12 protein-coding genes are annotated in these 14,254 nt (G+C 67.3%); 9 read left to right on the top strand and 3 right to left on the bottom strand.

Annotated features, from left to right (window positions below):
* The first annotated feature begins 12 nt into the window (after positions 1–12).
* From uvrA to SOM11_RS03465, 9 genes are all read left to right on the top strand, one after another.
* Positions 13–2,967 carry an excinuclease ABC subunit UvrA gene (gene uvrA / locus SOM11_RS03425; protein WP_320477187.1) on the top strand — a complete coding sequence of 985 codons (2,955 nt, stop codon included), beginning with the start codon at positions 13–15 and terminating at the stop codon, positions 2,965–2,967.
* Entirely contained in the window at positions 2,964–4,916 is a 1,953-nt protein-coding gene (gene uvrC / locus SOM11_RS03430; RefSeq protein ID WP_320477188.1) for an excinuclease ABC subunit UvrC, read from the top strand. The genes uvrA and uvrC overlap by 4 nt, the downstream gene beginning before the upstream one ends.
* A 43-nt stretch (positions 4,917–4,959) precedes the next feature.
* Complete coding sequence (rapZ, locus tag SOM11_RS03435) at positions 4,960–5,841, top strand: RNase adapter RapZ (RefSeq protein WP_243213423.1); 882 nt, start codon at positions 4,960–4,962, stop codon at positions 5,839–5,841.
* A 58-nt stretch (positions 5,842–5,899) separates the two neighbouring features.
* Positions 5,900–6,880 carry a DNA-binding protein WhiA gene (gene whiA / locus SOM11_RS03440; protein ID WP_192060351.1) on the top strand — a complete coding sequence of 327 codons (981 nt, stop codon included), beginning with the start codon at positions 5,900–5,902 and terminating at the stop codon, positions 6,878–6,880.
* Positions 6,881–7,067: 187 nt separating this feature from the next.
* Positions 7,068–8,072, top strand: a complete 1,005-nt coding sequence (gap, locus tag SOM11_RS03445) for a type I glyceraldehyde-3-phosphate dehydrogenase (RefSeq protein WP_055797479.1) — start codon at positions 7,068–7,070, stop codon at positions 8,070–8,072.
* A gap of 82 nt (positions 8,073–8,154) precedes the next feature.
* Positions 8,155–9,366: a phosphoglycerate kinase gene (locus SOM11_RS03450; protein ID WP_320477189.1), complete on the top strand. Its 1,212-nt coding sequence runs from the start codon at positions 8,155–8,157 to the stop codon at positions 9,364–9,366.
* Complete coding sequence (gene tpiA, locus SOM11_RS03455; protein ID WP_192060353.1) at positions 9,360–10,148, top strand: triose-phosphate isomerase; 789 nt, start codon at positions 9,360–9,362, stop codon at positions 10,146–10,148. The genes SOM11_RS03450 and tpiA overlap by 7 nt, the downstream gene beginning before the upstream one ends.
* 115 nt (positions 10,149–10,263) lie before the next feature.
* Complete coding sequence (gene secG, locus SOM11_RS03460) at positions 10,264–10,515, top strand: preprotein translocase subunit SecG (RefSeq protein ID WP_320477190.1); 252 nt, start codon at positions 10,264–10,266, stop codon at positions 10,513–10,515.
* Complete coding sequence (locus SOM11_RS03465) at positions 10,515–10,871, top strand: RNA polymerase-binding protein RbpA (RefSeq protein ID WP_055797491.1); 357 nt, start codon at positions 10,515–10,517, stop codon at positions 10,869–10,871. Before secG ends, SOM11_RS03465 begins: the two co-directional genes overlap by 1 nt.
* 92 nt (positions 10,872–10,963) lie before the next feature.
* Here SOM11_RS03465 and pgl read toward each other — a convergent pair whose 3' ends face one another.
* The 3 genes from pgl to zwf are packed head-to-tail and all read right to left on the bottom strand — an operon-like array spanning position 10,964 to position 14,231.
* On the bottom strand, positions 10,964–11,734 hold the full coding sequence (gene pgl / locus SOM11_RS03470) for a 6-phosphogluconolactonase (RefSeq protein ID WP_192060354.1): 771 nt from the start codon (positions 11,732–11,734) through the stop codon (positions 10,964–10,966).
* Positions 11,735–11,748: 14 nt separating this feature from the next.
* Positions 11,749–12,699: a glucose-6-phosphate dehydrogenase assembly protein OpcA gene (locus SOM11_RS03475; RefSeq protein WP_243213425.1), complete on the bottom strand. Its 951-nt coding sequence runs from the start codon at positions 12,697–12,699 to the stop codon at positions 11,749–11,751.
* Positions 12,696–14,231, bottom strand: a complete 1,536-nt coding sequence (zwf, locus tag SOM11_RS03480; RefSeq protein WP_192060356.1) for a glucose-6-phosphate dehydrogenase — start codon at positions 14,229–14,231, stop codon at positions 12,696–12,698. The genes SOM11_RS03475 and zwf overlap by 4 nt, the downstream gene beginning before the upstream one ends.
* Between the last annotated feature and the right edge of the window lie 23 nt (positions 14,232–14,254).

Below are 14,254 nucleotides of genomic sequence, written 5' to 3' on the forward strand. Positions count from 1 at the left end.
GGTCTTCGTAGAATGGCAAGAGTGTCAATCTCTCCCGTAGACGGTGTCCCGAAACTCAGTGTTCGAGGCGCCCGAGTCCACAATCTCCACAACGTCGACCTCGAAATCCCTCGCGACTCCCTCGTGGTCTTCACGGGACTCTCCGGCTCCGGCAAGTCCTCGCTGGCCTTCGACACGATCTTCGCCGAAGGTCAGCGCCGCTACGTCGAGTCGCTCTCGGCGTATGCGCGTCAGTTCCTCGGTCAGGTCGATCGACCCGACGTCGACTTCATCGAAGGGCTCAGCCCTGCCGTGTCGATCGACCAGAAGTCGACCAACCGGAACCCCCGATCCACCGTCGGCACCATCACCGAGATCTACGACTACATGCGCCTGCTCTGGGCCCGCATCGGAATCGCGCACTGCGCGGTGTGCGGGGAGAAGATCAGCAGGCAGACCGTGCAGCAGATCGCCGATCAGCTGATGACGCTCGAGGAGGGCACGCGGTACCAGGTGCTCAGCCCGGTCGTGTCTCAGAAGAAGGGCGAGTTCGTCGATCTCTTCGCCGAGCTGGCGTCCTCCGGCTACTCGCGGGCCATCGTCGACGGGGAGCCCATCCAGCTGAGCGCGCCCCCCAAGCTCAAGAAGCAGATCAAGCACGACATCTCCGTCGTGGTCGACCGTCTCGTCGCGTCCCCGTCCGGCCTCACCCGCCTGACCGACTCGCTCGAGACCGCGCTCCGTCTGACCGACGGTCTCGTGACCGTCGACTTCGTCGACACGGACGCGGGCGCGGCCGGCAAGTACCGGACCTTCTCCGAGAAGCTCTCCTGCCCCAACGGCCACCCCGTCCAGCTGACCGAGATCGAACCGCGGACCTTCTCCTTCAACGCCCCGTTCGGTGCGTGCCCCGAGTGCTCCGGGCTCGGTACCCGCATGTCCGTCGACACCGACCTGGTCCTGGGCGACCCCGAGCTCAGTCTCGTCGAGGGCGTCATCCTCCCCTGGACGAACTCGGGCAAGGGCCTCTACAACTACTTCCAGAAGCTCCTCGAGGGTCTTGCCGTCGACCTCGACTTCAGCCTCAAGACCCCGTGGGGCCAGCTTCCCGAGCGCATCCAGCAGGCCGTTCTGCACGGCAACGACTTCGAGGTCACCGTCAAGTGGAAGAACCGCTTCGGTCGCGAGATGAAGTACTCGACCGGGTTCGAGGGGGTCATGCCCTACATCGAGCGGAAGTACGCGGAGGCCGAGAGCGACAGCCAGCGTCAGCGCTACTCGGAGTACCTGCGCGAGATCCCCTGCTCCGTCTGCCGGGGCAAGCGGCTCAAGCCCGAGGTCCTGGCCGTGACGGTGGCCGACCGCAACATCGCCGACGTGGCTGAGCTCAGTCTCGCCGACGCCTTCCGGTTCATGAACGGTCTGACTCTCACCGCCCGCGAGGCACGGATCGCGGCGCAGGTCCTGCGCGAGATCCGAGTCCGACTCGAGTTCCTCCTCGAGGTGGGTCTGACCTACCTCTCGCTGGGTCGCTCGGCGGGCTCGTTGTCCGGTGGCGAGGCGCAGCGCATCCGACTCGCCACGCAGATCGGCTCCGGCCTGACCGGTGTCCTCTACGTGCTCGACGAACCGAGCATCGGCCTGCACCAGCGAGACAACCGCCGTCTCATCGACACGCTCGTGAAGCTCAAGAACCTCGGCAACACCCTCATCGTGGTCGAGCACGACGAGGACACCATCAAGACCGCGGACTGGATCGTCGACATCGGTCCGGGTGCGGGGGTGAACGGGGGCACCGTCGTCCACTCCGGCAACTACGAGGATCTGGTCGCCAACACCGAGTCGTACACGGGCGACTACCTGTCGGGTCGCCGATCGATCGAGACGCCGAAGAAGCGACGCCCCATCGACAAGAAGCGGATGCTGAGCGTCGTCGGCGCTAAAGCCAACAACCTCCGAGACGTGACGGTCGACTTCCCGCTCGGCGCGTTCGTCGCCGTCACGGGCGTCAGCGGCTCGGGCAAGTCCTCGCTGGTCAACGACATCCTCTACAAGGTGCTCGCGAACAAGCTCAACGGGGCGCGTCAGATCCCGGGCAAGCACCTCCGGGTGACGGGGTTGGACAACCTCGACAAGGTCGTCCACGTCGACCAGGCCCCCATCGGTCGGACGCCCCGATCGAACCCCGCCACGTACACGGGCGTGTTCGACAAGATCCGCAACCTCTTCGCCGAGACCACCGATGCGAAGGCGCGCGGCTACCTGCCCGGCCGATTCAGCTTCAACGTCAAGGGCGGTCGCTGCGAGAACTGCGCCGGCGACGGGACCATCAAGATCGAGATGAACTTCCTGCCCGACGTGTACGTCGCCTGCGAGGTCTGCGGCGGCGCGCGGTACAACCGCGAGACCCTCGCCGTGCTCTACAAGGGCAAGAACATCTCCGAGGTGCTCGACATGCCGATCAGCGAGGCGGCCGAGTTCTTCGAGGCCATCTCGTCGATCTCGCGATTCATGAAGACCCTGGTCGACGTCGGTCTCGGGTACGTCCGACTGGGTCAGAGCGCCACCACCCTCTCCGGCGGTGAGGCCCAGCGGGTCAAGCTGGCCACCGAGCTGCAGAAGCGCTCCAACGGGCGCAGCATCTACGTGCTCGACGAGCCGACGACGGGTCTGCACTTCGAAGACGTTCGGAAGCTCCTCATCGTCCTCAACGGTCTGGTCGACAAGGGCAACACGGTCATCACCATCGAGCACAACCTCGACGTCATCAAGTCGGCGGACTGGCTGATCGACATGGGCCCCGAAGGCGGCGCCGGCGGCGGTTCCGTGATCGCGGCCGGCACACCGGAGTTCCTCGCGAAGGTGCCCGACAGCCACACGGGGGTCTTCCTGGCCGAGATCCTCGAATCCGGACACACCTCGACAGCCGGACGCACCTCCTCGAAGGCTCCTGCGCGACGCCGTCGGGAGGCGATGGAGGCGCGATGAGCAACACGGTCTCCTGGCGACCCAAGGCGGGTGAGATCCCGACGGACCCCGGTGTCTACCGGTGGCTCGACGAACGGGGTCGGGTCCTCTACGTCGGCAAGGCGAAGAACCTCCGGGCTCGACTGAGCAACTACTTCGCTCCTCTTCCGACGCTGCACGAGCGGACGAGGCGCATGGTGCTCAGTGCGAGCTCGGTGACGTGGACGGTCGTCGGCAGCGACATCGAGGCGCTGCAGCTCGAGTACACCTGGATCAAAGAGTTCGATCCGCCGTTCAACGTCAAGTTCCGTGACGACAAGACCTACCCGTTCATGGCTGTGACCCTCGGCGACGAGGCGCCCCGGGTTATGGTCACCCGGAACCCCAAGATCCGGGGGGCGAAGTACTTCGGTCCGTATCCGAAGATCTGGGCCGTCCACGACACCATCGACCTCATGATCAAGGTGTTCCCCATCCGCACCTGCTCGGACAGCAGCTACAAGAAGGCCATGCAGACCGGCAAGCCCTGCTTCCCCGGTCAGATCGGCCGGTGCGGCGGGCCGTGCTCGGGCAAGGTGACGATCGAGGAGCACAGACGGATCGTCGACGAGTTCGTGCGATTCATGAAGAGCTACGACAAGAAGGTCATCGCGGGTCTCCAGAAGGAGATGAAGACGGCTGCGATCGAGCAGCGTTACGAGGAGGCCGCCCGCTACCGCGATCAGGTGCAGGCCCTCGAGGCCGTGCTCGACAAGTCGGCCGTGGTGCTCCGGGACTCCGTGGATCTCGACCTCTTCGCACTGGCGGAAGACGAACTAGCCGCCGCGGTCCAGCTCTTCACGGTGCGTGGCGGACGCATCCGCGGATCCCGGGGATGGGTGGTCGACAAGGAGATCGACGTCAGCACCGGCGAGCTCGTGGAGCAGATCCTGCAAGACACCTACTCCGCCGGGGCGGAGCTGCCGCGGGAGATCGTGGTGACCGCCACACCGGACGACAACGACGCGCTCGAGAGCGTGCTGGGTGGCCTGCGGGGGAGGGGCAAGGTGCAGATCCACACCGCTCAACGGGGCGACAAGGCCGCGTTGATGCAGACGGCCACACTGAACGCGCAGCAGGCCCTGATGCTCTACAAGACCCGTCGCAGTGCCGACTTCGCGACGCGCTCGACTGCTCTCGCGGACATCCAGGAGGCTCTCGGCATGTCCGATGCGCCCCTGCGGATGGAGTGCTACGACGTCTCGCACCTCTCGGGGACGAACATCGTGGCGTCCATGGTCGTCTTCGAAGACGGACTGCCCCGAAAAGACCAGTACCGCCGTTTCAGCATCCCGCAGTCGACCGACGACACCGAGTCGATCTATCAGACCCTGAGCCGGCGCCTCGCACGCCTGGACGACGAGCTGGCCCCCGTCGAGGAGGTCGGCGAGCAGCGGAAGCGCTTCGCGTATCGCCCCAACCTCCTGATCGTCGACGGAGGGCAGCCCCAGGTCGCGGCCGCGCGGCGTGCCCTGGACGACGCGGGCGTCACGGACATCGCTCTCTGCGGCATCGCGAAGCGGCTGGAGGAGATCTGGCTCCCGGACGACGATTTCCCGGTCATCCTGCCGCGCAACTCCGACGCGCTGTTCCTCATCCAGCGCATCCGCGACGAGGCGCACCGGTTCGCCATCACCTTCCAGCGGCAGCGCCGGCGCCGCGACATCGCGTCGCAACTCGCGGAGATCCCGGGGCTCGGCCCCTCGCGGGTGGCGCGCCTGCTCAAGCACTTCGGGTCGGTGAAGCGTCTGAAGGAGGCGGGGCTCGACGAGATCGCATCGATCAAGGGGATCGGTCCGACCCTGGCCGCGGCCGTGGCCGACCGGCTCGGCGGCGAGCCGGAGGCGGCGGGCGGCGACGACGTCGACCAGCCCGACGACCGAGAGGGGGAGGGGGTCGACGTTCCGGGTGACACCTCGGTACCCGCCTAGAATCGTCCCACCGCCTGACAGCCTCGACCGAAGGTCACCACACATGAGCGACGCAAGCGAACAGCAAGAGGTCCTGATCGTCACGGGGATGTCAGGCGCCGGGCGATCAACCGTCGGGAACGCCCTCGAAGACCTGGGCTGGTACGTCGTCGACAATCTGCCCGCGCAGATGCTCCGTCCTCTCCTCGACCTCGCCGAGCGGGCGGGTGACTCGCTGCCGAAGATCGCGGCGGTCATCGACGTCCGAGGCGGACGGCTGTTCTCCGAGGCTCAGGAGGCGGTGCGCACGCTCCGGATGAGCATGCCCAGCAAGGTGCGGGTGCTGTTCCTGGACGCCACCGACGCCGTCCTCGTCCGTCGCTTCGAACAGGTGCGTCGGCCTCATCCGCTGCAGGGTGACGGCACGCTCCTCGACGGCATCCTCGCGGAGCGGGCCCGGATGGAGGAGCTCCGCGAGACGAGCGATGTGGTCATCGACACGTCCGAGCTGAACATCCACCAGCTCGCCACGGCCATCACCGAGACCTTCGCGGAGTCGGAGGATCCCGGCGTCCAGGTGACCGTCCTCAGCTTCGGCTTCAAGTACGGACTTCCCACGGACGCCGACATGGTGGGCGATGCCCGGTTCCTGCCGAACCCGTTCTGGGTCCCCGAGCTGAGGGCTCAGAGCGGCCTCGACGAGCCCGTGACGTCGTACGTGATGGCGCAGCAGGGGGCTCGCCGTTTCATCGAGGCGTTCGGCGCCGCCATCGAGCCCGTGCTCGAGGGCTATCAGCGTGAGAACAAGAGACACGCTACGATCGCCATTGGCTGCACGGGCGGCAAGCATCGATCGGTCACCCTCGTCGGTGAACTGGCAGCGCATCTGCGCGAGCTCCGTGGTGTGGCCGTCAGCGTGAAGCATCGCGACCTCGGCAGGGAATGACCGTGCCGATCGGCCGACATTCGCGTGCGCCGATCGAACCGAGAGAAGGAACCCAGGTTTGGCTCAGACTGCCGACGTCAAAGAAGAACTCGCTCAGGTCGAGGTGAGCCGGACGACCGTCCGGGCCGCCGAGGTCGCGACGATCCTGCGCTTCGCAGGCGGGCTCCACGTGATCTCGGGGCGGATCGCCGTCGAGGCCGAGCTCGACAGTCCGGTCATCGCCCGCCGTGTCCGCAAAGACCTGGCCGAGCTCTACGGTGCCCGCAGCGACGTGTCGGTGATCGCGGCCTCGGGTGTCCGTCGGACCAACCACTACCTCGTGCGCGTCCACGAGGCGGGCGAGACGCTGGCGCGGCAGACGGGTCTGATGGATCAACGTCGCCGACCCATCCGCGGGCTCCCCAACAGGTTGACGACCGGTTCGCGCGACGACCTCGCAGCCATCTGGCGCGGCGCGTTCCTCGCGCAGGGGACGCTCACCGACCCGGGTCGTTCAGCGTCGCTCGAGGTCATCTGCCCCGGCAACGAGGCGGCCATGGCGCTCGTCGGCGCCGCGGGTCGGCTCGGCATCCCGGCGAAGGCCCGGGAGGTGCGAGGGGTTCACCGGGTCCTCATCCGAGACGGCGAGGCCATCAGCTCGATGCTGAAGACCATGGGCGCCCTCCGATCCGTCGACGAGTGGGAGGAGATGCGACAGCGTCGCGAGGTCCGTGCCACGGCGAACCGTCTGGTCAACTTCGACGATGCGAATCTCCGTCGATCCGCAGAGGCGGCGGTCGCGGCCTGCGCGCGGGTCGAGCGGGCGATGGAGCTGCTCGGCGACGACATCCCCGATCACCTGAAGTACGCCGGCGATCTCCGGCTCGCGCACCGGGACGCCAGCCTCGACGAACTCGGTCAGCATGCCGACCCGCCGATGACGAAGGACGCCGTCGCCGGGCGGATCCGTCGTCTGCTCGCCATGGCCGACAAGAAGGCCACCGACCTCGGTCTCCCGGGCACCGACTCGGGTCTCCCCGCCGACCTCGACCTCCGCTGACACCCGCCGCCCCGATGCTCACCGGGGTGGCCCCGGGCATCGTCGGGGCTGGGGTAACACGGGGCCTCGCCTGGTAGTGTCGCGTACGGCTGCGCATCCTCTGCCCCTCCGGTGTCGGGTGCGTTCTCGGGTCTGGTCGCCCACCCCCTCCACGCGTCCCCACGACGCCTGAGCAACAGGAGTTTCATTGACCGTCAAGATCGGCATCAACGGCTTCGGTCGTATCGGCCGCAATTACTTCCGCGCCGCGCTGGCCAAGGGCACCGACATCGAGATCGTCGCCGTCAACGACCTCACGGACAACGCCGCGCTGGCGCACCTCCTCAAGTTCGACTCGATCACGGGTCGCCTCGACGCGACCGTCGAACTCGACGGCGACTCGATCGTCGTCGACGGCAAGCCCATCAAGGTCCTCGCCGAGCGCGACCCTGCCAACCTGCCCTGGGGCGAGTTGGGCGTCGACATCGTCATCGAGTCGACCGGCTTCTTCACCAAGGCGGAAGACGCCCGCAAGCACATCACGGCCGGTGCCAAGAAGGTCCTGATCTCGGCACCCGCGACCGGCGACGACGCCACGATCGTCCTGGGCGTCAACGAGGGCATCTACGACCCCGCCAAGCACGACATCATCTCGAACGCCTCGTGCACCACGAACAGCCTCGCCCCCCTCATGAAGGTGTTCCTCGACAACTTCGGCGTCGAGCGCGGCCTGATGACGACGGTGCACGCCTACACGGCCGACCAGAACCTCCAGGACGGCCCGCACAAGGACCCGCGCCGTGCCCGCGCCGCGGCCGTCAACATCGTGCCGACCTCGACGGGTGCAGCCAAGGCCATCGGTCTCGTCATCCCCGAGCTGGCCGGCAAGCTCGACGGCTACGCCCTGCGCGTCCCGGTCCCGACCGGCTCGATCACCGATGTGACGCTCGAGACGTCGACCCCGGTCACCGTCGAGCAGATCAACGCGGCCTACAAGGCCGCCGCCGAGGGTGAGCTCAAGGGCATCCTGGCCTACTCCGAAGACCCGCTGGTGTCGTCCGACATCACGACGGACCCGCACTCCTCGATCTACGACTCGGGCCTCACGAAGGTCATCGGCAACATGGTCAAGATCACCTCCTGGTACGACAACGAGTGGGGTTACTCCAACCGTCTCGTCGACCTGACCAAGTACGTGGCCGACCGCCTGTAACACCGGCGTCATCCATCGATCCGAACCACCGAAGGCGGCTGGGCCCCGTGCCCGGCCGCCTTCGTCGAATGAAGAGAAGGTCATGACCCTGCGAACCCTCGAGTCCTTGGGCTCCCTCTCCGGCCGGCGGGTAATCGTCCGCTGCGACCTCAACGTCCCCTTGAAAGACGGACGCATCACGGACGACGGTCGTGTCCGCGCCTCCGTGTCCACTCTCGACACGCTCATCAACCAGGGTGCTCGCGTCGTCGTCATCAGCCACCTCGGCCGGCCGGATGGCCAGATCGCTCCCGAGTACAGCCTCCGTCCCGTCGCCCAGCGACTCAGCGAACTGCTCGGGAAGAGCGTCGGTTTCGTGTCGGAGACCGTGGGCGACGAAGCCAGCGCCGCGGTCGCCGCCCTCCAGGACGGACAGATCACCGTGCTGGAGAATCTCCGGTTCACGGCGGCCGAGACCTCCAAGGTCGCCGAAGAGCGCGAAGCCTTCGCGCGCAGTCTCGCCGAGCTCGGCGACGTGTTCGTCTCCGACGGCTTCGGTGTCGTCCACCGTGAGCAGGCGAGCGTCTACGAGCTGCCCAAGCTGCTGCCGAGCGCCGCCGGCTCGCTCATCGCCGCGGAGCTCGCCGTGCTCGAGAAGCTGACGGTCGAGCCCGAGCGCCCCTACACGGTCGTGCTCGGCGGGTCGAAGGTCTCGGACAAGCTCGGCGTCATCGAGCATCTCCTGCCCCGTGTCGACAACCTCCTCGTGGGCGGCGGCATGCTGTTCACGTTCCTCGCCGCGCAGGGTCACCCGGTCGGCAAGAGCCTGCTCGAGTCCGATCAGATCGAACGCGTCCAGGGGTATCTCGACGACGCCGAGAGGCGGGGCGTCCGCATCGTCCTGCCCGTCGACGTCGAGGTGGCCTCGGCGTTCTCGGCCGACGCGGACCACGAGACCGTCCAGATCGACGGCATCGAGTCGTCGGCGTTCGGCTCCGACGCCATCGGCCTGGACATCGGCCCGGAGACCGCGGCTCGCTTCGCCGAGATCGTCCTCGGATCGAAGACCGTGTTCTGGAACGGCCCCATGGGCGTCTTCGAGTTCGACGCCTTCGCCCACGGCACCAAGACCGTGGCCGAGGCTCTGACGAACGTCGACGGCCTCGCGGTCGTCGGCGGCGGCGACAGCGCCGCAGCCGTCCGAGCACTCGGATTCTCGGACGACCAGTTCGGCCACATCTCCACCGGTGGTGGAGCCAGCCTCGAGTTCCTCGAGGGCAAACGTCTTCCCGGACTGGAGGTCCTCGGATGGTGACCACACGCACGCCCCTCATCGCAGGCAACTGGAAGATGAACCTCGACCACCTGCAGTCCATCGCCTTCGTGCAGAAGCTCGCCTGGAGCCTGAAGGACGCGAAGCACGACTACTCGACCGTCGAGGCCGTCGTCTTCCCGCCGTTCACCGACCTCCGATCGGTCCAGACGCTCCTCGACGCAGACAAGCTGCACCTCGGCCTCGGGGCGCAAGATCTGTCAGCGCATGACTCCGGCGCACACACCGGTGAGATCTCCGGTGCCTTCCTGTCCAAGCTCGACATCCGCTACGTCATCGTGGGGCATTCGGAGCGGCGCACGATGCACGGGGAGACCGACGCGGTCGTCGCCGCCAAGGTCCTCGCCGCCCACCGGAACGGGCTCGTCCCGGTCCTGTGCGTGGGGGAGACCGCAGCCGATCTCGAAGAGCACGGTCCGAGCGCGGTCCCGGTGGCGCAACTCCGGGCGGCCGTCGCCGACCTCCCGGCCGACGCCGAGATAGTCGTCGCCTACGAGCCGGTCTGGGCGATCGGATCCGGCAAGGCCGCCACGGCCGAGCAGGCCGAACAGGTCTGCGCAGCCCTGCGTGAGGCCCTCGCCGACGTCCTCGGCTCCGACTCGGCTGCGGCGACGCGGATCCTCTACGGCGGGTCGGTGAAGTCCTCCAACATCGCGTCGTTCATGCGGGAGCCCAACGTCGACGGCGCCCTCGTCGGCGGTGCCAGCCTCGACGTCGATGAGTTCGCCAGCATCGTCAGGTTCCCCTCGCACGTCGGCGTCTGAGGGTCCGGCGTCCTCGCAGACGGTGTCACCGCCGGGTGGTTCCGCGAGGGAGGACGCCGGAGACCAAGCCGCCGGTTATACTCGTTAGCGGTCTCACCGCATCGAAAGGTCCCACGTGGAAATTCTTCAGGTCGTCCTGCAGGTGTTGCTCGGCATCACGAGCCTCCTGCTGACCTTGCTCATCCTGCTCCACCGAGGTCGGGGTGGCGGTCTCTCCGACATGTTCGGGGGCGGTGTCACGAGCAACCTCGGCGCGTCCGGCGTCGCCGAGCGGAACCTGAACCGCATCACGGTCTTCCTCGGCTTGGTGTGGATCACCTGCATCGTCGTGCTCGGCCTCATCACCAAGTTCTCGGCGGTGGCCTGATGGCATCGGGCGGTAGCGCCATCCGGGGTTCGCGTGTCGGTGCAGGTCCGATGGGCGAGCAGGATCGCGGCTACCACGCCGAGCGGATCACCATCTCCTACTGGGACGCCCTGGGCAACGAGGTCGTGCGGCACTTCGCCGCGAACGTCCCTGAAGACGAGATCCCCGAGACCGTCGACTCGCCGTCGAGCGGTCTCCCGGCCGGTCGTGACAAGGCGAACCCGCCGAGCGTCGCCAAGCTCGAGCCGTACAAGACGCATCTGGCCTACGTCAAAGAACGTCGGTCCGAAGAAGAGGCCGCGCAGTTGCTGGAAGAGGCTCTGCAGCAGCTGCGAGTCCGCCGCGGCAAGGCCTGACCCGGTCGTCCTGTCCGGCACCACCGGGGTCATGCACCGGTGACGACGACGAAGCCCCGCAGCGATGCTGCGGGGCTTCGTCGTGCACGGACTCAGTAGGTGGAGGCGATGAGCTTCTCGGGAACCTCGGCGGCAGCGGCGTCGTCGACGAAGAAGACGGTTCGCTTGCGACCCTTGACCCCGGCGACGGGCACCTGGTCGGCACCCGCCCCGGCGAGAGCGAGACCCAGCGACGACGCCTTCTCGGCACCCGCGAGGATCATCCAGACGCGCTGCGAGTTGTTGATCGCCGGCAGGCTCAGAGTCAGGCGGACCGGCGGCGGCTTGGGGGAGTCGTCGATGGTCAGCACCGTCGAATCAGTCGCGCGGATCTGCTCCTTGTCGGGGAACAACGACGCGATGTGCCCGTCGGGACCGACCCCCAGGAGGGTGATGTCGAAGCGGGGCGAGGTGTCGTCGCCCTGGGCGTGCTCGAGGAGCTCGGCCCGATACGAGGCGGCCGCATCCTCGACGTCCTCGAAGTCTCCGACGGCACCGAAGCGGTGCACGTTCGCCGGATCGACGCCGATGTGGTCGAGCAGATCGATTCCGGCCTGGTGGTCGTTGCGGTCGGCGTGGCCGGCCTCCACCCAACGCTCGTCGGCCCACCAGAACGAGACCTTCGACCAGTCGACGCTGTCGCGTGCCGGCGACGCGTTGATGGCCGCCAGCACGAGTGTGCTGACCGAGCCACCGCTCACGACGACCGAGGCGTAGTTCTGCTCCTCGATCACGTCGATGATCTTGGTGATGAACCGGGCGGCGACGGACGCCCCCAGCGATTCCTTGGTGGAGTGCACGAGCACCCGGCGTTCGTTTGTCACGGTTATCGTCTGCCCTAGCTGTCCTGGACGGGTTCGCTCAGTTGGCGAACCCCATGTTCGACGACATCACCGAAGAGGTCGTCGGGGTCGAGTCTACGGAGTTCCTCGGCGAGGCAGTCGCGGAGCGAACGGCGTGGCAACGCGAGGTCGTGCGTCGGCTGACCCGGCTGCCGCAGCGTCGCGACGTTGTCCTGCTCGCGCTCGAGCTCGATGGCTCCGGAGGCGCGCAGCAGTCGCACTCCCTGGATGCCGCTCGAGCCGGTGGCGCGTGTCGTCAGCTCGTTGTCCACCGTCACCTGGAGCTGCAACCGCAGCCACGCCGCGAGCAGGAGGGTGGAGGGCGAGTCCGGCGCGCCGCTGACCTCGACCGCGGTGACGGGCTCGTACGGAGGCTGATCGAGAACAGCCGCGAGCTGAGTCCGCCAGAGCGTCAGCCGGGTCCAGGCGAAGTCGGTGTCACCCGGGGCGTAGGTCTCGGCGAGGTCGACGATCGTCTGTCGCGGGTTGTCCTGGCTGGCAGCGTCGGTGATGCGGCGTTGGGCGATGCGTCCGAGTGGGGACTCCGACACGACGGCCGGCGCCTTGCCCGGCCACCAGGCGACGACCGGGGCGTCGGGGAGGAGCAGCCCGGTGACGAGACCCTCCTCGTCGCTGGCGGTGTCGCCGTAGGCACGGAGCACGATGACCTCGCTGGCTCCCGCGTCTCCGCCGACACGGATCTGCGCGTCCAGGCGGGCGTCCGCGTCGGACCCCTCGCCGCGTGACGTGGAGATCACGATGACCCGCATGGGGTGCTCGCGCGAGGCCTCGTTCGCCGCCTCGATGGCCTCCTCCTCCTCGCCGAGAGAGGTGGAGATGATCAGGGTGAGCACCCGACCGAGAGCGACCGCGCCTCCTTCCTCTCGGATGGAGACGAGCGACTTCTGCACTCGGGAGATGGTGCTGTCGGGCAGATCGACGATCATGGTCGCCTCCAGGTGCGGCCGTCGCGGGCCATGAGTTCGTCGGCGGACTTCGGACCCCAGGTGCCTGGGCGGTACTGCTCGGGCTGGCCTCGGCCGGCCCAGAACTCCTCGATGGGGTCGAGGATCTTCCAGGACAGCTCGACCTCCTCGTGTCGGGGGAAGAGCGGCGGATCACCGAGGAGGACGTCGAGGATGAGCCTCTCGTATGCCTCGGGGCTCGCTTCGGTGAACGCGTGTCCGTAGCCGAAGTCCATCGTGACGTCACGCACCTGGGTGCCGATGCCGGGAACCTTCGAACCGAAGCGGAGGGTCACGCCCTCGTCGGGCTGGACCCGGACGACCAGGGCGTTCTGCCCCAGTGATGTCTGAGAGCCGAAGATGTTCTCCGGGACCTGCTTGAAGACGATCGCGATCTCGGTGACCCGGCGTCCGAGGCGCTTGCCTGCCCGGAGATAGAACGGGACTCCGGCCCACCGGCGCGTCGCGATCTCGAGCTTGATCGCGGCGAAGGTCTCGGTGACGCTCTCGGGGTTCATGCCCTCCTCATCGAGGAACCCGAGGACCTTCTCACCGCCCTGCCAGCCGCCGGAGTACTGACCGCGTGCCGTGCCCGTCGCGAGGTCCTCCGGCAGACGGACTGCCGAGAGGACCTTCTCCTTCTCGGCGCGGAGGTCCTTCGCGGTGAATGACACCGGTTCTTCCATGGCGGTGAGGGCGAGGAGCTGGAGGAGGTGGTTCTGGATGACGTCCCGAGCGGCGCCGATCCCGTCGTAGTAGCCGGCGCGACCCCCGACGCCGATGTCCTCGGCCATGGTGATCTGGACGTGGTCGACGTAGTTGGAATTCCAGAGGGGTTCGTACATCTGGTTCGCGAACCGGAGCGTGAGGAGGTTCTGGACGGTCTCCTTGCCGAGGTAGTGGTCGATCCGGAAGACGGAGTCGGGTTCGAAGACGGTCTCGACCACCGCGTTCAGTTCACGTGCGGTCTTCAGGTCGCTGCCGAAGGGCTTCTCGATGACGACACGACGCCAGGCGCCGTCTCGTTCTTCGGCGAGTCCGGAGTTGCGGAGCTGCTCGGTGACGATCGGGAACGCCTTCGGCGGGATCGACAGGTAGAACGCGTGGTTGCCCATCGTCCCCCGCTCGCGGTCGAGCTCCTCGATGGTGTCTTTCAGACGGGTGAACGCGTCGGCGTCGTCGAAGACGCCCTGGACGAAGCGGAAGCCCTCTTTGAGCTGGCGCCAGACGTCCTCGTCGAAGGGCGTGCGGGCGTGCTCCTTCACCGCCTCGTAGACCACCTGCTCGAAGTCCTGCCCCTCCCATTCGCGTCGGGCGAAGCCCACGAGGGCGAAGCCGGGTGGCAGCAGACCGCGGTTCGCGAGGTCGTACACCGCCGGCATGAGCTTCTTGCGCGACAGGTCACCGGTCACGCCGAAGATGATCAGGCCGCTGGGCCCGGCGATGCGATTGAGACGACGGTCGGAGGGGAGTCGCAGGGGATTCGATTCGGGAGTGATCTCGACCGGTGACATGCGTGGTGGTTTCTTTCGGGTCG

This window comes from Frigoribacterium sp. CFBP9029, from assembly GCF_034045305.1.
GTDB lineage: Bacteria > Actinomycetota > Actinomycetes > Actinomycetales > Microbacteriaceae > Frigoribacterium.

Excerpts from the sequence above, each read along its gene's own strand:
- SOM11_RS03475 (WP_243213425.1), bottom strand. The coding sequence starts at position 12,699 with ATGATCGTCGATCTGCCCGACAGCACCATCTCCCGAGTGCAGAAGTCG.
- uvrA (WP_320477187.1), top strand. The coding sequence starts at position 13 with ATGGCAAGAGTGTCAATCTCTCCCGTAGACGGTGTCCCGAAACTCAGT.
- zwf (WP_192060356.1), bottom strand. The coding sequence starts at position 14,231 with ATGTCACCGGTCGAGATCACTCCCGAATCGAATCCCCTGCGACTCCCC.
- rapZ (WP_243213423.1), top strand. The coding sequence starts at position 4,960 with ATGAGCGACGCAAGCGAACAGCAAGAGGTCCTGATCGTCACGGGGATG.
- uvrC (WP_320477188.1), top strand. The coding sequence starts at position 2,964 with ATGAGCAACACGGTCTCCTGGCGACCCAAGGCGGGTGAGATCCCGACG.
- SOM11_RS03450 (WP_320477189.1), top strand. The coding sequence starts at position 8,155 with ATGACCCTGCGAACCCTCGAGTCCTTGGGCTCCCTCTCCGGCCGGCGG.
- tpiA (WP_192060353.1), top strand. The coding sequence starts at position 9,360 with ATGGTGACCACACGCACGCCCCTCATCGCAGGCAACTGGAAGATGAAC.
- SOM11_RS03465 (WP_055797491.1), top strand. The coding sequence starts at position 10,515 with ATGGCATCGGGCGGTAGCGCCATCCGGGGTTCGCGTGTCGGTGCAGGT.